Annotated in this window: 28 protein-coding genes and 1 pseudogene; 28 read left to right on the top strand and 1 reads right to left on the bottom strand. The window is 64.8% G+C overall.

Annotated elements, in window-relative coordinates:
• Positions 1–60 precede the first annotated feature (60 nt).
• The 10 genes and pseudogenes from ACXJMY_RS25855 to ACXJMY_RS25810 all read left to right on the top strand — a co-directional run bounded on the left by ACXJMY_RS25855 (position 61) and on the right by ACXJMY_RS25810 (position 5,522).
• Positions 61–228 carry a hypothetical protein gene (locus tag ACXJMY_RS25855; protein WP_456622171.1) on the top strand — a complete coding sequence of 56 codons (168 nt, stop codon included), beginning with the start codon at positions 61–63 and terminating at the stop codon, positions 226–228.
• Positions 225–458 carry a hypothetical protein gene (locus ACXJMY_RS25850; protein WP_456622170.1) on the top strand — a complete coding sequence of 78 codons (234 nt, stop codon included), beginning with the start codon at positions 225–227 and terminating at the stop codon, positions 456–458. The genes ACXJMY_RS25855 and ACXJMY_RS25850 overlap by 4 nt, the downstream gene beginning before the upstream one ends.
• Positions 455–646, top strand: a complete 192-nt coding sequence (locus ACXJMY_RS25845) for a hypothetical protein (protein ID WP_456622169.1) — start codon at positions 455–457, stop codon at positions 644–646. Before ACXJMY_RS25850 ends, ACXJMY_RS25845 begins: the two co-directional genes overlap by 4 nt.
• A complete protein-coding gene (locus tag ACXJMY_RS25840; RefSeq protein ID WP_456622168.1) occupies positions 643–837 on the top strand; it encodes a hypothetical protein in 195 nt (64 codons plus the stop codon). The genes ACXJMY_RS25845 and ACXJMY_RS25840 overlap by 4 nt, the downstream gene beginning before the upstream one ends.
• A complete protein-coding gene (locus ACXJMY_RS25835) occupies positions 834–1,313 on the top strand; it encodes a DUF2312 domain-containing protein (RefSeq protein WP_456622167.1) in 480 nt (159 codons plus the stop codon). Before ACXJMY_RS25840 ends, ACXJMY_RS25835 begins: the two co-directional genes overlap by 4 nt.
• Positions 1,310–1,813, top strand: a complete 504-nt coding sequence (locus ACXJMY_RS25830) for an HNH endonuclease (RefSeq protein WP_456622166.1) — start codon at positions 1,310–1,312, stop codon at positions 1,811–1,813. The genes ACXJMY_RS25835 and ACXJMY_RS25830 overlap by 4 nt, the downstream gene beginning before the upstream one ends.
• A complete protein-coding gene (locus ACXJMY_RS25825; RefSeq protein WP_456622165.1) occupies positions 1,810–4,113 on the top strand; it encodes an MT-A70 family methyltransferase in 2,304 nt (767 codons plus the stop codon). The genes ACXJMY_RS25830 and ACXJMY_RS25825 overlap by 4 nt, the downstream gene beginning before the upstream one ends.
• Positions 4,110–4,634 carry a DUF7220 family protein gene (locus tag ACXJMY_RS25820; RefSeq protein ID WP_456622164.1) on the top strand — a complete coding sequence of 175 codons (525 nt, stop codon included), beginning with the start codon at positions 4,110–4,112 and terminating at the stop codon, positions 4,632–4,634. Before ACXJMY_RS25825 ends, ACXJMY_RS25820 begins: the two co-directional genes overlap by 4 nt.
• The gene (locus ACXJMY_RS25815; protein WP_456622163.1) at positions 4,631–4,912 is read left to right on the top strand and encodes a hypothetical protein; all 282 of its coding nucleotides are present in this window, start codon (positions 4,631–4,633) and stop codon (positions 4,910–4,912) included. Before ACXJMY_RS25820 ends, ACXJMY_RS25815 begins: the two co-directional genes overlap by 4 nt.
• 8 nt (positions 4,913–4,920) lie before the next feature.
• Positions 4,921–5,522, top strand: a pseudogene (locus ACXJMY_RS25810) (hypothetical protein).
• Positions 5,523–5,792: 270 nt separating this feature from the next.
• Here ACXJMY_RS25810 and ACXJMY_RS25805 read toward each other — a convergent pair.
• On the bottom strand, positions 5,793–6,350 hold the full coding sequence (locus tag ACXJMY_RS25805) for a hypothetical protein (RefSeq protein ID WP_456622162.1): 558 nt from the start codon (positions 6,348–6,350) through the stop codon (positions 5,793–5,795).
• A 231-nt stretch (positions 6,351–6,581) separates the two neighbouring features.
• On the opposite strand from ACXJMY_RS25805, the gene ACXJMY_RS25800 reads away from it, so the two are divergent.
• From ACXJMY_RS25800 to ACXJMY_RS25715, 18 genes are all read left to right on the top strand, one after another.
• A complete protein-coding gene (locus ACXJMY_RS25800) occupies positions 6,582–7,862 on the top strand; it encodes a hypothetical protein (protein ID WP_456622161.1) in 1,281 nt (426 codons plus the stop codon).
• Positions 7,859–8,521, top strand: a complete 663-nt coding sequence (gene nusG / locus ACXJMY_RS25795; RefSeq protein WP_456622160.1) for a transcription termination/antitermination protein NusG — start codon at positions 7,859–7,861, stop codon at positions 8,519–8,521. The genes ACXJMY_RS25800 and nusG overlap by 4 nt, the downstream gene beginning before the upstream one ends.
• A gap of 270 nt (positions 8,522–8,791) precedes the next feature.
• Complete coding sequence (locus tag ACXJMY_RS25790; protein ID WP_456622159.1) at positions 8,792–9,070, top strand: HNH endonuclease; 279 nt, start codon at positions 8,792–8,794, stop codon at positions 9,068–9,070.
• Positions 9,071–9,093: 23 nt separating this feature from the next.
• Positions 9,094–9,222 (top strand): hypothetical protein, encoded by a 129-nt coding sequence (locus tag ACXJMY_RS25785; protein ID WP_456622158.1) that lies wholly within the window; start codon positions 9,094–9,096, stop codon positions 9,220–9,222.
• A gap of 87 nt (positions 9,223–9,309) precedes the next feature.
• On the top strand, positions 9,310–9,804 hold the full coding sequence (locus ACXJMY_RS25780; RefSeq protein WP_456622157.1) for a hypothetical protein: 495 nt from the start codon (positions 9,310–9,312) through the stop codon (positions 9,802–9,804).
• Positions 9,801–11,537, top strand: a complete 1,737-nt coding sequence (locus ACXJMY_RS25775; RefSeq protein ID WP_456622156.1) for a terminase large subunit domain-containing protein — start codon at positions 9,801–9,803, stop codon at positions 11,535–11,537. Before ACXJMY_RS25780 ends, ACXJMY_RS25775 begins: the two co-directional genes overlap by 4 nt.
• A 9-nt stretch (positions 11,538–11,546) precedes the next feature.
• On the top strand, positions 11,547–12,788 hold the full coding sequence (locus tag ACXJMY_RS25770; RefSeq protein WP_456622155.1) for a phage portal protein: 1,242 nt from the start codon (positions 11,547–11,549) through the stop codon (positions 12,786–12,788).
• A 2-nt stretch (positions 12,789–12,790) separates the two neighbouring features.
• Positions 12,791–13,474: an HK97 family phage prohead protease gene (locus ACXJMY_RS25765; RefSeq protein WP_456622154.1), complete on the top strand. Its 684-nt coding sequence runs from the start codon at positions 12,791–12,793 to the stop codon at positions 13,472–13,474.
• A gap of 7 nt (positions 13,475–13,481) precedes the next feature.
• Positions 13,482–14,978 carry a phage major capsid protein gene (locus ACXJMY_RS25760; RefSeq protein ID WP_456622153.1) on the top strand — a complete coding sequence of 499 codons (1,497 nt, stop codon included), beginning with the start codon at positions 13,482–13,484 and terminating at the stop codon, positions 14,976–14,978.
• An 81-nt stretch (positions 14,979–15,059) separates the two neighbouring features.
• On the top strand, positions 15,060–15,488 hold the full coding sequence (locus ACXJMY_RS25755) for a hypothetical protein (RefSeq protein WP_456622152.1): 429 nt from the start codon (positions 15,060–15,062) through the stop codon (positions 15,486–15,488).
• Positions 15,489–15,564: 76 nt separating this feature from the next.
• Entirely contained in the window at positions 15,565–16,275 is a 711-nt protein-coding gene (locus ACXJMY_RS25750) for a phage head-tail connector protein (protein ID WP_456622151.1), read from the top strand.
• 110 nt (positions 16,276–16,385) lie between these two features.
• Entirely contained in the window at positions 16,386–16,742 is a 357-nt protein-coding gene (locus tag ACXJMY_RS25745; protein ID WP_456622150.1) for a phage fiber-tail adaptor protein, read from the top strand.
• Between the two features lie 5 nt (positions 16,743–16,747).
• Positions 16,748–17,176, top strand: a complete 429-nt coding sequence (locus ACXJMY_RS25740) for a hypothetical protein (RefSeq protein ID WP_456622149.1) — start codon at positions 16,748–16,750, stop codon at positions 17,174–17,176.
• A gap of 4 nt (positions 17,177–17,180) precedes the next feature.
• Positions 17,181–17,558: a hypothetical protein gene (locus tag ACXJMY_RS25735; protein WP_456622148.1), complete on the top strand. Its 378-nt coding sequence runs from the start codon at positions 17,181–17,183 to the stop codon at positions 17,556–17,558.
• Complete coding sequence (locus ACXJMY_RS25730; protein WP_456622147.1) at positions 17,558–17,848, top strand: hypothetical protein; 291 nt, start codon at positions 17,558–17,560, stop codon at positions 17,846–17,848. Before ACXJMY_RS25735 ends, ACXJMY_RS25730 begins: the two co-directional genes overlap by 1 nt.
• Complete coding sequence (locus ACXJMY_RS25725; protein WP_456622146.1) at positions 17,845–18,312, top strand: hypothetical protein; 468 nt, start codon at positions 17,845–17,847, stop codon at positions 18,310–18,312. Before ACXJMY_RS25730 ends, ACXJMY_RS25725 begins: the two co-directional genes overlap by 4 nt.
• Before the next feature lie 2 nt (positions 18,313–18,314).
• Complete coding sequence (locus ACXJMY_RS25720; protein ID WP_456622145.1) at positions 18,315–18,758, top strand: hypothetical protein; 444 nt, start codon at positions 18,315–18,317, stop codon at positions 18,756–18,758.
• 64 nt (positions 18,759–18,822) lie between these two features.
• Positions 18,823–20,046: a phage tail tube protein gene (locus tag ACXJMY_RS25715; RefSeq protein ID WP_456622144.1), complete on the top strand. Its 1,224-nt coding sequence runs from the start codon at positions 18,823–18,825 to the stop codon at positions 20,044–20,046.
• Position 20,047: the final 1 nt, after the last annotated feature.

Below are 20,047 nucleotides of genomic sequence, written 5' to 3'. Positions count from 1 at the left end.
ACGTGTGGAAAACGCACGCGGAGACTGCATTTCAAGGGGTTTTTGAAAGGGGCGGGGGCAATGGCGGACGTCGTTTCGCGCATCGCAGATCCTGACGATCTGCGCTTTCTGGTCATGTTCAGTGCCGTGCTGATCGTGAGCCTGCTGGCGGCGGTCGCCGCCGGCGCGCAGCCGTTCATGCATCGCCGCGATGCCGGCTTCGGCTTCCGCTTCGTGAGGCGGCAATGACGATCGGCCGGGTCCGCGCCGTCGAGGCGCTGCTTTACGATTTCGAGCGGACCGAGCGGCGCGCGGTGCTGACGCTCGACGACCACGTGCCGCAGCTCGTCACCACGCAGGACGGCGACAGCTACCTGCTCGATCGCGCCTCCCTGCAAAACCTGCCGGGCGGCCCGCTGCGCTTCTACCAGGAAAAGCCCTATCGCCTCGACGCCGGCCTGATCGGGGGCGCGTCATGACTCAGATCGTTTGGGCCGCATGGCATCCGCGGCACGGTTACGAAATCCCCGGCTATTACGAGGGCGCGATCGCCTTCGCTGACATCGACGATGCCGTGCGCCTGGTGCGCAGCCTCAACAGCGACGACAAGACCAACAACCGCAACGGCTGGCGCGCCGTCAAGACCATGCTGGTGAGGGCGCCATGACGCTTGCCGTCACCGTCGAGATGGTCGCCGCCGCCGCCGCGCGCGCCGCGGCGCAGGGCGAGGATCTCAAGAGCCGCACGCCGCATTTCGTCGCGCAGCACCTGGTCGTTTGGGATTCCGAATGCCGCGGCCGTGACTACACGGCGGCGGTCTCGGCGGCGCGGCTCTGGCTCAAGGGGTTTGAGCAATGACCGAGCAGCTCAACCGCACCGAGGCCCGCGAGGAACTCAAATCCTACATCGAGCGCATTGAGCGCATCGTCGAGGACATCGTTGCGCTCAAGGATGATCAGCGCGTGCTGTTCGCCGAGGCGAAGTCCAAGGGGTACGACATCAAGGCGATGCGGCGCATGGTCAAGCGCCGGCAGAAAGACCCGAACGAGATCGCCGAGGCCGAGGCGATCGATGGCGTCTATATGCACGCGCTCGGGATGCAGGCGGATAGCCCGCTTCACGTTCAGGTCGCGCGCCTGGTGCGCGACGGCATGTCTCGCGACCAGGTGATCGAGGCATTCCAGCTGCTGATTCCGCGCAACGGCGAGATCATCGCCAGCGTCGGCGGCACGCCGATGCGGCTCTGGCGCACCGAGGACGGCAAGGCCTGCGCCGAGGAGTACGTCCCGCCGCTGTTCGACAGCTTCATGGCAAAGCGGCAGGCCGACAAATGATGCATGCGCCGGTCGACATCGCCGAGGCGCGCGCGGTCTCTTTCGACCTCCCGGATCTGCCTGACCTGTCGGCCACGCCGTGCCGGCGGATCTGGCTCTCGCAGCGCGACCCGGTCTGGACGCTGGTCGATGCCGTCGACTTCGCCTGGCTCTCGGAAAACATGTGGAACGTCTGGCATGCGGGCAATGGCCGCGGCGATCGCTGGATGAACTACGCCAAGCGCAATGTCGGGCCGCAGCGTTCGACGGTGCGGATGCATCGCGAGATCATGATCGCAGCCGACCCCGGCCGGGATGATGCGTTCCTGGCTGCGCATGTCGTCGACCACATCAACGGCCAGACCCTCGACAACCGCCGCTGCAATTTGCGCTGGGCCACCAAGCGCGACAACGCCATCAGCCGCCGCACGCGCGGCACCGCGCCGGCGCTCGAGGCCATCGTGCGCCAGATCATGGCCGATGCGCTGGCCTCGGCGCAGCTCGAGGAGGTGCCGTTTTGACCCTCTCCTTCCATCCCTATGCCAACCTGTTTCCGCTGATCGAGGGGCAGGAGTTTTACGACCTCGCCGAGGATATCCGTCAGCACGGGCTGCGCTACCGCATCGATCTGATCGAGGTCGCAAAGCAGTTTCTGGTGCTCGACGGCCGCAACCGCTATCGCGCGCTGGTCTGGCTGGTCTCGACCGGCGAGGTGCTCGGCGATGGCTGGGGCGGCCTTGCCGGCGAGCCGTTGTCGGCCGCCGATCTGACCGACTTCGAAAACGGGTCCATCTTCGATACCTATGACCCGGACTACGACGGCGAAAACCCGCTCGATTACGTCCTTTCCAAGAATCTCAGCCGCCGCCACCTGACCGACGACCAGCGCCGCATCATCGCGGCCGAGCTGGTCACCCTGGGCAAGGGGCGTCCGGGGAAAATGCCGCAATCTGCGGGGTTTTCTCGCGAGCACGCCGCCGCGGCGCTGTCGACCGATGTCGCCGGCGTCGAGCGGGCGCGCACTGTCGTCAGACGGGCGGCGCCGGAGGTGGTCGATGCCGTCAAATCCGGAGATCTATCGGTTGCCGCCGCCGCCGAGATCGCGGCGCAGCCGGTCGAGCGCCAGGCCGAGATCGCCAGGGCGCTGACGCGGGACGCCTCCGGCAAGCTGACCGACGAGGCCAAGAAAGCCCTGGCGCCGCTGGTGCGCGAGCTGCGTGCCGACAAGATCGCCGCCAAGCGGGAGCGTCGCGCCGAGCGCGAAGCGGAGACCGGGCGCCGGATCCAGCAACTGCCGGGCAGCTTCTACGGCGTCGCGATCGAGGATTTCGAGTGGCATCACGCGGCCTGGTCGGAAGAGACCGGCAGCGAAAAAAGCCCGTCGATGCATTACGAGACCGCGATCGATGCCCAGACGCCGGAGGCGATCGTCGCGCGTTGCGCCGAGCGCTTCGCCTGCCTCGCCGAGGACTGCATCCTGTTCAAGTGGGTGACGGCGCCGCATCTGTCGATCGGCATCAAGGTGCTCGAGCTGCAGGGCTTCCGCTACGTCACCATGCTGGTCTGGAACAAGGAACGTTCCGGCGAGGCGCGGGGGCCGGGCTACTGGTTCACCGGCGAGCATGAAGTCGTGCTGGTCGGCGTGCGCGGCAAGGTGGTGGCGCCGGCGACCGCGCATTTCCGCAGCAACTTCTCGGCGCCGGTCGGCGGCCATTCCGAGAAGCCCGATAATCTGCACGAGATCATCGAATTTCACTGGCCGACGACGCCAAAGGTGGAATTCAACGCGCGCCGCGCGCGGCCTGGCTGGGCCGCATGGGGCTTTGATGCGCCCGACGCCGAGCCGTCGCCCGATGCTTTGCGTGAAGCCTTCGTGGCCGCGCGGGCCGCCCGTGATGCAGAACGGCTGTGGGAGCATCCCGCCGTTGACGACCAGCACGTCGTCAGCATGACCCGCGACTATCCCGGCGGTGTCTCCTTCAGCGTTGCGACCTGCCGCTGCGGCTGGTCGTTCCGCTGCGAGACAAAGCCCTTCGTGCTCGATCGCGACGACGCCGTCGACAATCACTGGCGCGAGGTCATCGCGCAGCACGATTCCAATCTCGCCGTTGTGTCGCCCTCCGGCGAGGTCGTCGCGTCGCCGCAAGGCGACGTCGATACGGCGGCTGCAGCGGATGCAACATCGGTAGGGGCCAGCGCCGCTGCGGCCGTCGAGGCGCCTTACAACGCCGGCGACGTCATCGCCATCGACCAGCTGGCCGGCTCGGAGTGGTTGACGCCGAACCAAGTCCGCGCGGAGGACCTCAGCGAGCGCGAGCAGCTGAAAATCCTGTCCGACTTCTGCCACCCGCGCCGCGACCTGCAGGGCGTGATCGGCCCGCTCCATGTCGAGCGCGGCTATGCCTACCAGAGCAATGGCCAATGGGCGTTGCGCGGGCAGGGGTGGGATCGCCTGCGCGAGCTGGAGGCGGCCGAGGCCGCGCCGGCGGCGCCAAAGCCTGATCTGACCGAGCCGTACCGCGCGCCGCAGCCGTCGCTGTTCGACGCCGCGCGCCAGCTCGACGATGCGCCGGCGGCCGAGGTGGTCGACGGCGTGCTGCAGACGCGGCTGCCGGTCGATGCCGACGAGCTCGCCGAGCAGCTCGCGCTGATCGGCGTCGATGCCGGCGAGCCAATCGACGGCGAGATGGCCCGGCACCTGGTCGGCCGCGATCTCGTGCACGCCACGACCAAGGCACTCAAGATTACCGCGCGCGGCCGTGCCTTCCTGGCGCAGCTGGCGACGCCGGCATCCGTTCAACAGCAGGGGGCAACGCCGTGAAACAGAGCAAGATCATGTCGCTCGTCGAGAGCGTCATCAACATCGCAGTCGGGTTTGGCATCAGCCTCGCCGCGCAGTCCTTCTTTCTGCCGCTGCTCGGCGTCGCCGTGTCGTTCCGGCAAAACCTTGCGTTTGCGCTGATCATGACCGTGATCTCGATCGCGCGCTCCTACCTGCTGCGGCGCGTGTTTGAGGCGCTGCACATTCGGCGGCCGATGTCGCCGTTTATGCAGGCGGTCATCGCCGAGCGCTTCCGTCAGATCGAGCAGGAGGGCTGGTCGGCGGCGCACGATGACGCCCATCCGGTCGGCGAACTCGCTGCCGCGGGCTCATGCTACGCGATCATGCCAACGTGGCGCCGTCGTGCGGATGATGACTTTGGGCCGGAGCCGCCGATGGTGTGGCCGTGGTCGCTTGGGTGGTGGAAGCCACAGGACAATCGGCGTGACTTGATCCGCGCAGCGGCGCTGGTCGTTGCCGAGGGCGAGAAGTTCGATCGTAATCGCAAGGTGCGGCAATGACCGAGCCGTCACTGGTCGCGCAGACCATCACGATCAGCCACAACGTCGCCGTCGCTGCGGCGTCGGCCATCGCCTTCGCCGGCTTCATGATCGGCTACGCGATTGCTTGGCGCCAGCGCCGCAGCCAGCCGCGCATTACGATCGACCCGGTCAGGAACGTGCTGGCCTGCGACATGCCCATGACGCCGGAGGAAATGGACCGGCTGCGCGATGACGTGGCGCTATGGCGGATTGCGCCGGCGGACCTCGAGGCGGCCGTGCGGAGGTCGCAGGCGTGAACCGTGCGATGCGCGTCCTCGTCGCATGCGAGTTCTCCGGCACTGTCCGGCGCGCATTCGCTGCGCTGGGGCATGACGCGTGGTCCTGCGACCTGCTGCCTGCCGAGGACGGCAGCAACAAACACATTATCGGCGACGCGCGGGACATCCTCGGTGATGATTGGGATCTGTTGATGGTCGCCCATCCGCCATGCACACGTCTGTGCAATTCGGGGGTTCGCTGGCTGTTCAATCCTCCAGAGGGCCGGACGCTGAGATGTGGGCCGCGCTCGACGAGGCTGCCGCGCTTTTCTCGGCCTTTTGGAATGCGCCGATCGAGCGCGTCGCCATCGAAAATCCGGTCATGCACAAGCATGCCAAGGAACGGATCCGGAACTATCAGCCGTTCGCTCAGAGCGTCCAGCCTTGGCAATTCGGTCATGGCGAGGTCAAGCGGACCTGCCTCTGGCTTAGGGGACTCGAGCCGCTGCGCCCGACTCGAATTGTCGATGGTCGCGTCGCGCGGGTGCACCGTATGCCGCCGTCTGCCGATCGGTGGCGCGAGCGCAGTCGCTTCTTTCCAGGCATCGCCGCGGCGATGGCCGAGCAGTGGGGAGGTCTGGCGGTGTGAAACACAAGTGGAGCGAAAAGACCCGCGCCCCGAACGGCGACTCGCGAAAGGTCTGCGAGCGCGAGGGCTGCGAGATCGTTTGCGTATCGTGCCACGACGTCGACAGCCACGGCCGGGCGGATCACTGGAAAGAATGGTTCCGCGGGACCGAGAAAATCCAGCGCGGCGGCAACACGCCGGCGTGTGAAGCGGTCGAGGTATCGAGGCATGACTAGTGTCCCGCTCGTCCTACCCGCGCGAGGCGTCGGCGATAAGCTAGTGGCGCCGATGCTACGTTCTGCGAATGGCTGCGATCTCTTCTTCGAGGGCCTTAATCAGCGCGTCGGCGTGAAGGGCGACTTGTTTCGCGACGCTAACGATGGTTCGGATCTGGAACTTTTGCCACTTTTCATTCTCTTCGTGAGGATTGGCGGACACGTATTCCATCCTCTTCATCTGGTCCCGGAGTGCGTCCAGCGCATCGATTGCTGCAATCGGGATGGCATCGAGATGTTGCCATGCCTCCTCAAGCTCGCTGGGTGCCGCAGGCCAGATCTTCATTTGATCTTCGACTTCTTGGAGCGAAACCCTGGCTTGCTCCATCTCGAGCCAGTCGCTCACAAACTTCGCATACTCGGCTATCGGCCGTGTCCGCAACTTGAGGCGAGTGCAAAGAGAAATCCGCGCAGCGTGTCGCGCCGTTTCCGCCACCGCCTTGTCATAGGAAATCTTGGCCATGACGCCCCAATAAGCAAGGCTAGCTGCGGACAGCGCGATGACTGCCGCGAAGGTCGGCTGGAAGTCCTTCGCAAAATCATAAAATGTATGAACGGTTGTCTGATCTGTCATGGAACAATTTTGGCGTGTGTCTGTGGCTTTGTCGAGTGGCATTCATGACAGACGCATCGCTTCTCTTGCGCACGCTCGCCGCCGGCCGACGACGCGATCAGCCGCGGACTGCTGTGGAGATATCCGGACGAGGAGATCGTTCGGATCATGCTGATGGGGCCGCGATAGCAAAACCAATTCAGTGCAGTTGCTTACCGCGTCCAGTTGAATCGAGAAATTAAGAGCATCACCATGACGACCGCGAAAAGGCGGGCGCGACGCATCGCCGCCGACGAGGCCCATAGCTGGGCGCGTAACCTGCACCTGCGCAACTTGCCTGCGTCCGTCATCCTTCGCACGTTGTCGCTCTACGTTGACGGCGAAGGGTTTGCGTTCGTGGCGATCCCGACGCTCGCCGAGGACTGCGACGGCATGTCGACCGACACCGTGCGGCGTCGTCTGGTCTGGCTCGAGCAGGTCGGCGCGATCGCGCGCCAGCCGCAATGGCTCGACGAGAACGGTGTGCGCAACGGCGAGGGCCGCGGCCGCCGTACGACCGACAAGATCCGGCTGATGTTCGATGCTGATCCTGACGCGATCGAGGCGCGGGCGCAGGGCCGCGAGGTCGACAGCGACATTATCGAAAACGCTGCGGAAACAACGGTGATTAGCCCTAGCAGGCTGCTAGGGCTAAATTCGGGGGTGGCCCTCGGTTTGCCCTCGGTTAACCCTAGCAGTACTTGCGACCAGCTAACCTCTGAACCTGATCCTGAATCTCCCCCAAAAACCCCCTCCGGGGGCGAGGGCGCGCATCAACGGGTTTTGGAAGATGCGCCAGAGCCGGAGCACTTTGCGCCGGCGTGGCAGGCTTGGCCCGGTCGCGAGACGCAGGGCCATCGGCGGGACGCCGCGCTGGCCGCATTCCGCGAGCTGTCACCCGACAAGCAGCGGCTGTGCCGTGCCGCCGTGCCGCTGTTCGCGTCGGCGCTGACCAGAGCCGGGCGGACCAAGCCGCCGAATTTCGATCGCTGGATCCGCCATCACGGCTTTGACGAGTTTCCGAATGCAGTGCTCGGCGAGGATCTGCCCAAGCCGCCGCAGCGTCGCTTCGTGCTGGGCGAGGAGCTGGACGGGCTCAAGATCGCGTCGCTGATCGCCGAACGGCGCGAGCTGCCCGTGCGGCGCGAGCCGGAGCTCGGCGAGGGCGTGTGGCGCACCATGCCACCTCAAGCCGATCTGGTCGCGCTCGCCGCGTGCGGCCGTCCGTCCGATGCCTGGCTGGTCGTCGATCTCGGGTCGCACGAATTTGCCGCGTGGCGTGAACGGCTGCACCGCTGGCTCGGCGCCGAGCCGCGCCCGGAAAAGATCTGGCTTGAGGACCACAACCCGGCCGTCCATGGCCTGCCGTGGAATCATCCCGGCTTCAAATTACGAAAATCGAAAGAAGGCCTTCGCGTGCCGCGCCGCTGGCCGCCGCGGCGCAACGGCACATGGCTCGACGACGACGCATCACAGGCAGGGGGAGACGAATGAACATGGTCTATAAAATCGGCGATTTCGTTGGTTACGTTACGCTCGCTGACGAGGTCACTGCAGCGCCGGTGCAGCCGCAGCGGTGGTTCATGCTGCAGACCTATGCGAACAAGGAAAGCAAGGTCATGCGCACGTTCCGCGATCGCGGGATCAGCGCCTACTATCCGACCTTGCGCCAGCGTAAGAAGTTCGAGCGGCGTCGCAGTGGCTTTGCAGCGGTGTCCTACCGCGACGTAGTTGTGCCGCTCTTTGCCGGCCTGATCTTCATCCCTGATTTTCAGGTCAAGCTTGGCGGTCTCGACGTCGATGGCGTTGCGGGCTTCCTGATGGTTGGTGAATGGCGTCCATGGATCTGGGAGAATGCGCCTGGGATCGAGCGCAAGCCTCACGCGCGTATCGACGAGTTTCCTAGGCGATATCAGGGCACCGTCGACATGGCTGGCGTGCGCGCAATGGTCGCGGACGGCAACATTCCAGTTGCTCGACGGCGTCGGCTTTTCCAGGAAGGGCAGCGCGTTCGGATCATCGACGGTCCGTTTGCCTCGTTTCCCGGAATGGTCGACAGGCTTGACTCGAGAGGCCGACTCAATGTCCTTCTCGACATCTTCAAGCGCATGACACCTGTCGAATTCGACGAGTGTCAGATCGAGCCAGCCTAGGTGTTGCGACCGCGCACTGAATGGCTCGAACGGAGACTGCTCTCCGGCGCATCCATCTTCGCTTAGCGCGAAGTGGAAGTTGCAGAGATTCGGAAATTCGTTCCACGTGAAACAAGCCCGGCCATCGCGCCGGGCTTTTGCATGCCTAGGGTGTGCGGCGACGGTGATGCGTTGCCCGCTGCCCTCCTTGGGCGTTTCCTCCCTAGACTTGTGGCGCGTTGCCAGGCCCGATCATCGCCCCGCGGCATGATCGGGCCTTTCCTTTTGTAGATGCCGAAATTGCCGTGGAAGGCCTGGTACAACACGGCGCGCTGGCAGCGGCTTCGCCTCGCGATCTTCCTGCGCGATCTCTACACCTGCCAGTGCGGATGCGGTCACGTCGAGGGCGAAACGTCGCTGCTCGTCTGTGACCACAAGATCCCGCATCGTGGTGATGAGCGATTGTTCTGGGATGAGAGCAATCTGCAGACGCTGCTCAAGAGCTGCCACGACAAGGCCAAGCAGAAGGCCGAGCAGCAGTCCCTCCACACGCGCGGCGTCTGGCACTGACCAACCCCGAAAGGATCGAGGACATGACCAACCCGAAGTCTCTGCGTGCTGCCTACCTGGCCGGCGCCATGGCAGCCATCATCACCATCGCCCGCGACAAGCGCGAGCAGCAGTCACGTCGTCGCAAGCCCGTGCGCAAGCCGAAGCGCTGACATCAGCAAGGGGAGGGGGTGGTCAAATCCTCGCAGCCCCCCTCTCCACGGACCGGCCCCTCTCTCATTCGTAGGTTTTTTTTCATCGTGGCTGAAGTTTTCGACCTGTTTGGTGATCCTGTGCCGTCCAACTGGGGCGAGCGCGGCCGGCCGGAACATGTCGCATCTCAGCAAAACCGGAATCGTGTCAGCCTGTTAGTCGCGCTCGGCTGGAGCAACGCGCGGATCGCATCGGCGCTGTTCATCACCCAGCCGACGCTGCGGAAGCATTATTTTTCAGAGCTTAGGTTTCGGGACGTCTCGCGCGATCGCCTGGTCGCGCAGCTCGGTGTCAAGCTGCTCGACGGCRTCAACGCCGGCAACGTCTCGGCGATCCGGGAATTCCAGAGGTACCTGGAGCGGAACGACCTGATGCTCTACGGCCAGACGCAGCAGCCGCAGAAGGCCAAGCCGGCCGACAGGGCCGTGAAGCCGGAGAAGGTCGGCAAGAAGGCCGCCGAGATCTCGGCCGCGCATTCGCCCGACGTCGGCTCGCCGCTGGGCGAGCTGATGGCGCGTCGGCAGCAGGGTCTCAATTCTTGATCCCCTGGGACACCTCTTGCCCCGACTGGGAAACCCGCATCCGCGAGGGCCGCTCGCTGATGCCGGACCTGCCGCTGTTCACGGCTGAGGCGGACATGGGGCTGGCGTTCTTCGACGAGTTGCGGCTGCCGGACGTGCCTGGCACCCCGCGGCTCGGCGACGCCTCCGGCGAGTGGTTCCGCGACCTGGTCCGGGCCGTGTTCGGCTCCTGGGACCCGGTCAACAGGGTCCGGATGATCCGTGATTTCTTCGCGCTGGTCCCGAAAGGCTCGTCAAAGACGACCTATTCCGCGGCGCTGATGCTGGTCGCGATGCTGATGAACTACCGGCCGCGCGCGACGGCGCTGTTTCTCGGCGAGACGCAAGCGGTCGCCGATCGCGCCTACGAGCAGGCGGTTGGCATGATCGAGGAGTCGCCGGACCTGCGCCGGCGCTTCAAGCCGCGGGACTACGACAAGACGATCGAGGATCTCGTCACCAAGTCGGAGATCATGATCGCGAGCTTTGACCTGAAGATCTTGACCGGCGCGATGGCGCTGATCTTCGTCCTGCTCGACGAGCTGCATCTGCTGGGCAAGCGAGCCCAGACCTCGCGGGTGCTGCGCCAGATCCGCGGCGGCCTCGACAAGACCGAGGAGGGCGTGCTGGTCATAACCACAACGCAGAGCGACGACGCTCCGGCCGGCGCCTTCAAGAGCGAGCTGAAGTTCGTCCGCAATGTGCGCGATGGGCTCTATCGCGGCAAAACCATCCGCTCGACGCTGCCGCTGCTCTATGAGCTGCCGCGCGACATCGCCACGTTGACGCGCGAGGAGCGCAAGCATGGCGTCGAGCCGCGCTGGATGAATCCGGAATGCTGGCCGTGGGTCATGCCGAACATCAACCGGCCGATCACCGTCGCCTCGATGCTCGCCGACTTCACCAGCGAGCGCGAAAAGGGCGAGGAGGCGATCCGGATCTGGGCCTCGCAGCATCTCAACATCGAGATTGGGACCGGCACCAATGATGACGGCTGGAGCGGCGCCGATCTCTGGGATCAGCAGGTCGACGAGAAACTTGACCTGGAATCGCTGCTCGCGCGCAGCGAGGTGGTCACGATCGGCCTCGACGGCGGCGGCCGCGACGATCTGCTCGGCCTGGCGGTGATGGGCCGCGAAAAAGTAACGCGGCATTGGCTGTCGTGGTGCCATGGCTGGGCTGACCCGATCGTTCTGTTGCGCCGCAAGGAAATCGCCTCGCATCTTGAGGATTTCGAGAAAGAGCACTCGTTCAAGATCCTTGAGATCGGCGAGGCGCATGCGGATATGGCGAGTTACGTCGCGCGCGTCGTCGCCAGCGGCCTTTTGCCGGACAAGAACGCGGTCGGCATCGACCCGAACCGGGCGGCGGCCCTTTTCGAGGCGCTGTTCGGCGCCGGTGTGACCGAGGACATGATCCGCCGGCTGTTGCAGGGGCCGGCGCTGGCCCCCGCGGTCTACGGACTCGACATCAAGCTCGCTGACGGGACCTATTTTCACGCCGACCAGGCGCTGATGACGTGGGTTGTCGGCAACGCCAAGGTCGAGCAGCGCGGCAACGCCGACATGATCACAAAACAGGTCGCTGGCCGCGCCAAGATCGACCCGCTGATCGCGTTGCTGCAGGCCACCATCCTGATGAGCTGGAATCCGGCCGCGCAAGGCATCTCGTTCTGGCAAAAGTCGGCGCCGGCCTCGGCCGAGAAAGCAGCTTAGGGCGCATTCATGGGGCTTTGGTCACGTCTCGACGCGGGTTGGCGCGGTTTCAAGAGCGCTGGCGCGAATCCGGATGGTTCGCTCGCGCTGTTTCGCGAGATCTATGGGCGGCCGCCGTCGCGCTCCGGGGCTGTCGTCAATCTCGACAGTGCGCTGCGGACCGCGACGTTTTTCGCGTGTGTGCGCGTGAAGGCCGAGGATATCGCACAATGTCCGTGCGACCTGTTCCGTGATCGGCCGGACGGCAACGGCAAGGACATCGCCAAGGACCATCCGCTTTATCCGCTGCTGACAGTGCAGCCAAACGACACACAGACCACGTTCGAATTCTTCGAAACGCTGGTCTTTCACCTCGAGGTCGCCTTCAATTTCTATGCGTTCAAGAGCATCGTCCGCGGGCGCATCGACGAGCTGATCCCGATCGAGCCGCATCTTGTACAGGTGAGGCGCCAGCGCGATCTGACGCTGGTTTACGACGTCAACATCGGCGGTCAGGTCAAGACGTTCCCGTCCGACCTGATCTGGCATGTCCGCGGACCGTCGTGGAACGGCTGGCAGGGGATGGATTTCCTCAAGCTGGCCCGCGAGGCGCTCGGCCTGTCGATCGCCATCGAGACCGACCAGGCGCATCTCTACAAGAACGGCCTGCGAACCAGCGGCACGTATTCGGTCGAGGGAACGCTCAATTCCGCGCAATATCAGGAGTTGCGGGCCTTCATCAAGGAATACCAGGCCGCCGAATCCGGCGAGCCGCTGATCCTCGATCGCGCAGCGAAGTACATCAGCGAAACGATGAAGGGCGTCGACGCGCAGACGCTCGAGCAGCGTAAGCACCAGGTCGAGGAAGTCTGTCGCCTGGTCCGTGTGATGCCGATCATGATCGGCCACGCCGGCAACACCTCGCCGACCTTCGCCTCCGCCGAGCAATTTTTCATCGCGCACCGCGTGCACACGCTGCAGCCGCCGAGCCGTCGCGTCGAGACATCGATCGGCAAAAATCTGATCGGCAAGGATGACACGCTCAAGGGCGTCAAGGCCAAGTTCAATCTCGACTCGCTGCAGCGAGGCGCCTTCAAGGACAAGATCGACGCGATCACCAAGATGCTCGGCTCCGGCGGCTCGACGCCGATGGCCGAGGTGAACGAGGTCCGCGAGCTTCTCGACATGAATCCGGTCGATTGGGGCAAGGGCAAGCCAGAGCCCGCGGTCGCGCCGAAATCCAACCCTAACGACAAGCTGCCGGAGGGCTAACGATGCTCAACACGCTCGCCTGCCGGATCGCCGAGCTGAAGTTCGCCGGCTCCGATAGCGATATGACGTTCTCCGGCTACGGCGCCGTGTTCGGCAACGTCGATAGCTATGGCGACGTCATCGCCGCCGGCGCCTTCAAGGATACGTTGGCGCGCGCCAAGTCGCAGAACGACTGGCCGGCGATGCTGTCGCAGCATGGTTCGTTCCTCGGCGGTCAGGACAATGTCCCGGTCGGCGTCTGGACCGACATGCATGAGGACAGCAAGGGCCTCGTCGTCGAGGGCAAGCTGGCGCCGACGCCGCGCGGCCAGGAGCTGTATTCCCTGATGAAGATGCAGCCGCGACCGGCCATCAACGGCCTGTCGATCGGCTACGTCGCCAAGGAGTGGAGCGCGCGCTCGCGGCCGGAGGAGCCGCGCCGCACGCTCAAGAAAGTCGATTTGATGGAAGTCTCGATCGTGACAATGCCGGCCAATCCAAAGGCCCGTATCGGACAGGTCAAGAGCGGCTCCATCCGTGAATTCGAGACCTTCCTGCGGGATGCAGGTGGGTTCTCGCGTGCCCAAGCTGCGGCGATCGCCGGGCAGGGGTTCAAGGCCATCGAGTCCATGCGGGATGCTGGCGATGATGGGCAGGAAGTTGGCGCGTCGATCGACCGCCTGATCTCAACTCTCACAGGGAAGTAAGACACCCATGACGAATCTCTACAAATCCCGCTATGGCGCGCTGTGCGTGGCCATGCTGGCGATCACGACGGTCTCGGCCGTCATGGTCCTCGGCTTCGATGTCCAGCCGGCGCTCGCGTTCGGCGGGCACAACAATCTGGCGCTGCATACGGCCGAATTCGGCGCGCTTGCCGGCGTCCCGACCGAGCTGAAGCAGGTTTTCGACCGTATCGGTGAGGCCTTCAAGGCTTTCAAGGATACGCATCAGGAGGAGATCGCCGGCATCAAAAAGGGTATGGCCGACGTCGTCACCTCCGACAAGCTGGCGAAGATTAACGAGTCGCTCGACAAGGCCGTCGAGGCCAAGGCGGCGCTCGACGCAAAGGTCGAGGCTGAGATCAAGCACGTTGACGAGATCGAGAAGAAGCTCAACCGTCTCGGTCTGCAGAACAACGAGAACGGCCGTTTCCAGCTCGAGTTGAAGGAGTTTAACAAGCTCCTCGAGACCCGCGGCGAGCGCGGGGTGCAGCCGCTCGACGAGGCCGGCTATCGCGCTYACAAGGCGGCAAACGACAAGTACCTGCGCAAGGGCGACAAGCTTCTGTCGGCCGAGGAGCACAAGACTCTCGCGGTTGGCTCCGATCCTGACGGCGGCTATTTCGTCACGCCGGACACCTCTGGCCGCATCGTCAAGAAGCTCTATGAGACGAGCCCGGTCCGCCAGTATGCGAACCAGCAGACCATCTCGACTGACAAGCTGGAAGGCATCGAGGATACCGATGAGGCCGGGGCCGGCTATGCCGGCGAGCGCACTACTTCTGGCGACACCAAGACGGCGCAGGTTGGCAAATATTCGATCCCGGTTTGGGATATCGATACCGAGCCGAAGGCGACGCAGAACCTGCTCGACGATGCCGCGGTCGACGTCGAAGCCTGGCATGCCGACAAGGTCACCAACAAGTTCTCTCGCTTCGAGAACAAGGAGTTCGTCACCGGTGCGGCGAACAAGATCCTGGGTTTTGTCAACGGTTATACCCAGACCGAGGACACCGGTTCGGGCGTCGCGTGGGGCCAGATCGGCTACCTCAAGACCGGCGTCGACGGCGATTGGGCGGCCTCGAACAAGGCTGATGCCTTGATCGACGTCATGGGCCTGCTCAAGAATGGCTACCTGGATGGTGCGGTCTGGTGCATCAAGCGCAAGCTGATCGCCGAGATCCGCAAGTTCAAGAACAGCCAGGGTGACTATCTGTGGCAGCCGTCGCTGCAGGCAGGTACGCCGGAAATGATCCTCGGCTATCCGGTCGCTCGTATGGAGGACATGCCCGACAAGGCCTCGAACAGCTTCTCGATCGCCTTCGGCAACCTCAAGGAAGCCTACACGATCGTCGATCGTCTCGGCATCCGCGTCCTGCGCGATCCCTTCACGGCCAAGCCGTTCGTGAAGTTCTACACCCACAAGCGCACGGGCGGCGGCGTGGTCAATTTCGAGGCCATCAAGCTGGTCAAGTTCGGCACGGCGTAACGGCCTGACGATTTTCCGGCGGCCTGTATGGGGCCGCCGGTCCATCCTTCCCTGCAACCATTTTTCGAAAGGACTCCATCGATGCGCGACATCATGGACAATCTCGACGTCAAGCGCGGCATCTCCCCTGTCGCCGCGCAGACCACCAACACGCCCATTGTTTCCCAGATCGTCGATCTCAAGGGCTACGACGGCTGCATGTTCGTGATCGATATCGGTGCCAACACCGACGCCGACGCGACCTTCACCGTCCTGGTCGAGGATGGCGACGCGGCCAATCTCTCTGACGCTGCGGCTGTCGCGGATGATTACCTCAACGGCCTCGAGACCACGGCGAGCTTTACCGCGGCCAGCGACGACAACAAGATGCGCAAGATCGGCTATGTCGGCATCAAGCGCTACTGCAGGGTGACGATAACGCCCGCGCTCAATGACGCCGGCAATATCTTCATCTCCGGCAACTGGGTGCTGCGCCCGCTGCGCAAGCCGGCAGCGAATCCGCCGACGTAGCGCTGTGAAATTCGGCTCGCGCGGGCGCAGTCCCGCGCGGGTCGCCATTCCTTTCCGCTTGGATCGATTGTCAGCCATGTCGCATCGCGAAAGCCATGCCTTGCCCGTGCCCATCCTGATCGAGCCGCCGGCCGGCGAGCTGGTGTCGCTCGCCGATTGCAAGGCGGCGCTCGGCATTACCGGGACCGACCAGGACGCGGCGCTGACGATGGCGCTCGATGCCGCGATCGACACGCTCGATGCCGGCACCAATGGGACGCTCGGCCGCGCGCTGCGCCCGCAGACCTGGGAGCTGCAGCTCGAAAGCTTCGCGGAAGGCTGGCGCTGCCGGCCGCGACACTATCGCTGCGGCGGCGAGGCAATCGCGCTCAATTATCCGCCGCTGATCGGGATCGTCAGCATCAAATATCTCGATACGGCAGGCGTCGAGCAGGCGCTGGCACTCAACACCGATTACCGGCTGCTGCGCGTCGGCGCCATCGATGGCCGGCAGCTGGTCGAGCCCGCCTATGGCAAGTGCTGGCCAGTCGCGCGCTGCGATGCCGCCTCGGTCCGGATTCGCTACGAGTGCGGCTATGACGGCGCCGACAACGTCGCGCCGCGGCAGTTGATCAATGCGATCGCGCTCGGCGCGCGCGCGCTGCTGACGGCCTCGACCCGCGACCCGATGCTGTTCGAGGACCGGGTCGAGGGGATCGGGTCGCAGCGCTACCAGAGCGACAGCAAGGCCGCCCAGATCGTCACCGACGCGGCCGCCTCGCTGCTGTCGAGCCTTCGCGTTTTCTGAAACCCGTTCAACAGGAGCAGCGGCCATGGCCGGCGGCACCCATCTCACCACCTTCACTGGTGCTGTTGATTGTGCCCGCATGACCAAGGCTGTGTTGTTTCCGTAGCCCGATGTCCATGCGCAGCATCAAGCTCGGCACTCGCCCCGGTCCGGCGATCTGGCCGTCGAAGTCGCCCGACGAGGTCCTCGACTATTCGCTCGACTGGACCTTGCGGCTATGCACGGCGGACGAGGCGGCGCGGCTGCGGCGGGGCGAGGCGATCGCGCCGGCGGATGCGATCGTGGTGTCGGACTTCATCCTGCCGCCCGGGATCGTCGCGGACAAAGCGACCAATTCGCCGGCGGTGACGACGGCCGTCATCTCCGGCGGCGAGGACGGGCAGCGTTATGTGCTGCGCAACCGGATCCGGACCGCGTCCGGCCGGGTGATGGAGCAGGCGGTCCGGCTCAAGGTCGCCGCGAAGTAGGACAAATGGACGTTGACGTCCTGGTCGCGACCGCGCACCGGCGCCTGCGGTTGCGGCGGCTGCTGGTCGCGATCGAACGTCACCCGGAATTGTTGGAGGCTATCGACATGAACCGTTCCATTGGCCGGCCGATCCAGCTGGCCGGCTTCGCCTCGCGCCTGGCGCGGGCCGAGAAGGCCGAGACCGAGCTGGCCGTCACCGGCCAGCGCTATGACACCGTGCTCGACGACATCGACGACCAGCATGCGGCGCTGAAAACGCATGTAGGCGCGCTCGAGGTCACCCGCTCGGCGCTCGACCAGGTCATCAGCCGCATGACCGCGGGGAGCAACGGCGGCCCAAACGATGGTGGGGACTCCTCGACCGTCTCGGCGGGCGAGGTCGGCGCGGTCGGCCAGGTCATCACCTCGACGACCGAGAAGGGCGAGGGCTGAGGCCGTGACCCCGGATCAGGCGCTCGCCAGCCATCGCAGGATGCTCGCGCAGGTCGGCGAGGCCATCACCGTGCGCCGCTACGTCGGGAAGGGCGCGGCGCGCGCGCCGGCGGCCGAGGCGATCGCGCAGGGCCGTGTGATGGGCTACCAGCCGCAGCAGATCGTCGGTGCGGTCCAGCAGGGCGATCGCAGGGTGATCCTGCTCAACGATCCCGCCGCGTCCGTGCCGTCCGGAAAGGTCGCGCTTTCGACGATGTTGCCGCTGACCAGTGATGACAAGCTTGTCGTGCGTGGCGCCGAGATCCAGATCATGGGTGTCGACGACTCAACCCGCCGTATCGCCGGCGTCCTGGTCGCCCTCGAGATCCAGGTGCGCGGCTGATGGGCCAGGTCTTTGACGAGGCGGATTATCGCCGCCGGCTTGATGCGCTGGACTCCTCGAACATCTCTGTCGGCGAGGAAGCCGGGCTGATCGCCAAGGGCGGCGGATCGGGGCCTCTCGACGCGCGAAAGACTATCCTGTTTGCCAAGCAGCAGGCGCTGCGCGCGGCCCGCAAGAAGATGATCAAGGCGATCCGCGCCGAACAGGACAGGATGCGCCAGAACAACCTGCTGCCGACCGAGGTCGAGCAGATCGTAACCGGAAAATCGGACACCCTCGTCAAGGTATGAGGCTGATCTTTCGCTATCTGGCGATGCAGGACATCGTCGATTTCGCGTTGGAGACGCTGCGGTCGCGCTCGCCGGTCGGCTCCGGCGATGATCTTCACCGCGGTCTCTACCGCGACAGTCATCTCGTCTTTCTCAACGGGCAGGTCGTCCAGGACGTCAGGGCGTTCAAGCGTGGCGACCAGATCAACATCTCCAACCCGGTGCCCTATGCCCGCAAGCTCGAGATCGGCAACGCCCGGATGCAGGCGCCGCTGCATGTCTATGAGGATACTGCGTTGATCGTCGCCAACAGGTACGGCAACCGCGCGGCCGTCAAGTTCACCTTCATGCCGGTGCGCTTCGGTGGGATCTCCGCTTACGCGGCATTCTCCAAGCAGCTGAAACGGGGCAGGCGGACCATGTCCGAAAAATCCCGGCAGGACTGGCTGGTGCGCCAGCCCGCCATCCAGATCAGGGCGCGCTGACCATGGCTGATTGGGCTGGAGCGGTTGCCGCCTGCAAGGCGCGCTTCGTCGCAAATTTCTCGGCGACGCAGGTCGCCTACCAGAACGAGGACCCGCCGGCATCGCCTTGGCCGCCGGCGGTGCCCGTGCCGTGGACCTATTTCGAGGTCCTGCAGGTCGAGAGCAAGCTGCGCGGCGCCGGCAAGCCGGGCAGCCAGACCTGGCTGACGCTCGGCAACATCTTCGCGCATGTGTTCGTGCCGAAGGGTTACGGCCTGGAGGATCATCTGGCGATCGCCAATCCGATCGGCGAGATCTTCCGCGCCAAGACGTTCTACAACGCGGACCCCGGCGCCAAGATCATCTGCGGCGCGCCGAGTGTCCGCGGCGGCGATTCCGGCAGCGATGACGGCAACTATTTCGGCCTCGTCGTCGGCGTGCCCTTCGAATTCTACTTCATCGGCTGACCGGCCGGCTTTCCCCTCAAAATCCCGCGGGCTGTGGCCCGCTTCATCCTGGAGGTCCTGATCCATGTATCAGTCGAATTCGAACGCCTATGTCGCATACAAGGTGCAGTCGGCGCTCGGCACGGCTGCCTCCGGCAGCGCCGCCAGCGTCTTCCGCATCTCCGGCGGCAACGGCATCAAGGCCAGCAAGGCCGCGGTCGAGAGTGGCGAGATCCGGCGCGACGGCATGCGTCAGCGCGGCCGCCATGGCACCCAGAAGCTGACCGCGGATTACGATGCCGAGCTGTCGCTCGGCTCGCATGACGCCTTTGTCGAGGCGATCGCGCGCGACACCTGGTCGGCGGCCGATCTCACCAAGACGCAGGCCGACTTCACGTCGCTCACTACGGGCGCCAACTCGATCATCTGCGCCTCCGGCGATCCTCGCACCTGGTTCGGCATCGGCGACGTCATTGAGCTGCTCAACTATGCCGGCGGCAACAATCTGCAGAACATCCGCATCACCAATCTGACTGCGACCACCATCACCACGGCCGAGACGCTGATCGTTAATGCGACGCCGGACACCTCCTGCTCGATCGTCCGCCGCGGCAAGAAGCTGGTGCCCTTCGCCGGCGGCTCGCTGATCAAGCGTTACTTCACGCTGGAGGAGTACGAGGTCGACATCGACCAGTCCAAGGTCGCGCAGGACTTCGTCGCCGGCCAGCTCAAGCTGTCGATGAAGCCGGACGGCATCATCATGGCGGGCCTCTCCGGCGTCGGCACCGGTCGGGTGCTCGGCAACACCACCGGCACCTCGCCCTATTTCACCGCGCCGGTGCTCGGCGCCAATGCGCCGTTCTCGGTGGTCGACGCCACCATCCGGCTCGGCGGCTCCGACCTGGTCTCGCTGACCAACTTCGACCTGACCGCCGACATCACGCCGAACGCACCCTCGGTGTTCGGCTCCGGCGGCATCAAATACTCGCCGGACGTATTCACCGGCCAGATGGGCATCTCGCTCAACCTCGGCATGCTCTACCAGGACCTGACCATCTTCCAGGACTTCCTGGCCGAGACCGTCTACACGCTGCACGTCCTCGCCGTCGACAACGAGGCCGAGCCCAAGGATTTCTTCTCGATCTACATGGGCAATTTCACGCTCGGCGGCGCCGACCCGTCGGCGTTCTCCAACCAGGGCGGCGGCCGCACCCAGACCGTCCAGGTGCCGGTCGCGCTCGCCGGCATTGACGGCGCCGGCGCCGGTCACGACGCGGCGATCATCAAGTTTCAAACGTCGGCACCGTAGC

The organism is Bradyrhizobium sp. P5_C12, from assembly GCF_054049735.1.
This window is presented reverse-complemented; position numbering and strand designations above follow the sequence as displayed.

Excerpts from the sequence above, each read along its gene's own strand:
- ACXJMY_RS25725 (WP_456622146.1), top strand. The coding sequence starts at position 17,845 with ATGAGGCTGATCTTTCGCTATCTGGCGATGCAGGACATCGTCGATTTC.
- ACXJMY_RS25750 (WP_456622151.1), top strand. The coding sequence starts at position 15,565 with ATGTCGCATCGCGAAAGCCATGCCTTGCCCGTGCCCATCCTGATCGAG.
- ACXJMY_RS25745 (WP_456622150.1), top strand. The coding sequence starts at position 16,386 with ATGTCCATGCGCAGCATCAAGCTCGGCACTCGCCCCGGTCCGGCGATC.
- ACXJMY_RS25845 (WP_456622169.1), top strand. The coding sequence starts at position 455 with ATGACTCAGATCGTTTGGGCCGCATGGCATCCGCGGCACGGTTACGAA.
- ACXJMY_RS25770 (WP_456622155.1), top strand. The coding sequence starts at position 11,547 with ATGGGGCTTTGGTCACGTCTCGACGCGGGTTGGCGCGGTTTCAAGAGC.
- ACXJMY_RS25740 (WP_456622149.1), top strand. The coding sequence starts at position 16,748 with ATGGACGTTGACGTCCTGGTCGCGACCGCGCACCGGCGCCTGCGGTTG.
- ACXJMY_RS25730 (WP_456622147.1), top strand. The coding sequence starts at position 17,558 with ATGGGCCAGGTCTTTGACGAGGCGGATTATCGCCGCCGGCTTGATGCG.
- ACXJMY_RS25850 (WP_456622170.1), top strand. The coding sequence starts at position 225 with ATGACGATCGGCCGGGTCCGCGCCGTCGAGGCGCTGCTTTACGATTTC.
- ACXJMY_RS25815 (WP_456622163.1), top strand. The coding sequence starts at position 4,631 with ATGACCGAGCCGTCACTGGTCGCGCAGACCATCACGATCAGCCACAAC.
- ACXJMY_RS25720 (WP_456622145.1), top strand. The coding sequence starts at position 18,315 with ATGGCTGATTGGGCTGGAGCGGTTGCCGCCTGCAAGGCGCGCTTCGTC.
- ACXJMY_RS25835 (WP_456622167.1), top strand. The coding sequence starts at position 834 with ATGACCGAGCAGCTCAACCGCACCGAGGCCCGCGAGGAACTCAAATCC.
- ACXJMY_RS25785 (WP_456622158.1), top strand. The coding sequence starts at position 9,094 with ATGACCAACCCGAAGTCTCTGCGTGCTGCCTACCTGGCCGGCGCCATG.
- ACXJMY_RS25800 (WP_456622161.1), top strand. The coding sequence starts at position 6,582 with ATGACGACCGCGAAAAGGCGGGCGCGACGCATCGCCGCCGACGAGGCC.
- ACXJMY_RS25790 (WP_456622159.1), top strand. The coding sequence starts at position 8,792 with ATGCCGAAATTGCCGTGGAAGGCCTGGTACAACACGGCGCGCTGGCAG.
- ACXJMY_RS25830 (WP_456622166.1), top strand. The coding sequence starts at position 1,310 with ATGATGCATGCGCCGGTCGACATCGCCGAGGCGCGCGCGGTCTCTTTC.
- ACXJMY_RS25840 (WP_456622168.1), top strand. The coding sequence starts at position 643 with ATGACGCTTGCCGTCACCGTCGAGATGGTCGCCGCCGCCGCCGCGCGC.
- nusG (WP_456622160.1), top strand. The coding sequence starts at position 7,859 with ATGAACATGGTCTATAAAATCGGCGATTTCGTTGGTTACGTTACGCTC.
- ACXJMY_RS25805 (WP_456622162.1), bottom strand. The coding sequence starts at position 6,350 with ATGACAGATCAGACAACCGTTCATACATTTTATGATTTTGCGAAGGAC.
- ACXJMY_RS25855 (WP_456622171.1), top strand. The coding sequence starts at position 61 with ATGGCGGACGTCGTTTCGCGCATCGCAGATCCTGACGATCTGCGCTTT.
- ACXJMY_RS25765 (WP_456622154.1), top strand. The coding sequence starts at position 12,791 with ATGCTCAACACGCTCGCCTGCCGGATCGCCGAGCTGAAGTTCGCCGGC.
- ACXJMY_RS25715 (WP_456622144.1), top strand. The coding sequence starts at position 18,823 with ATGTATCAGTCGAATTCGAACGCCTATGTCGCATACAAGGTGCAGTCG.
- ACXJMY_RS25755 (WP_456622152.1), top strand. The coding sequence starts at position 15,060 with ATGCGCGACATCATGGACAATCTCGACGTCAAGCGCGGCATCTCCCCT.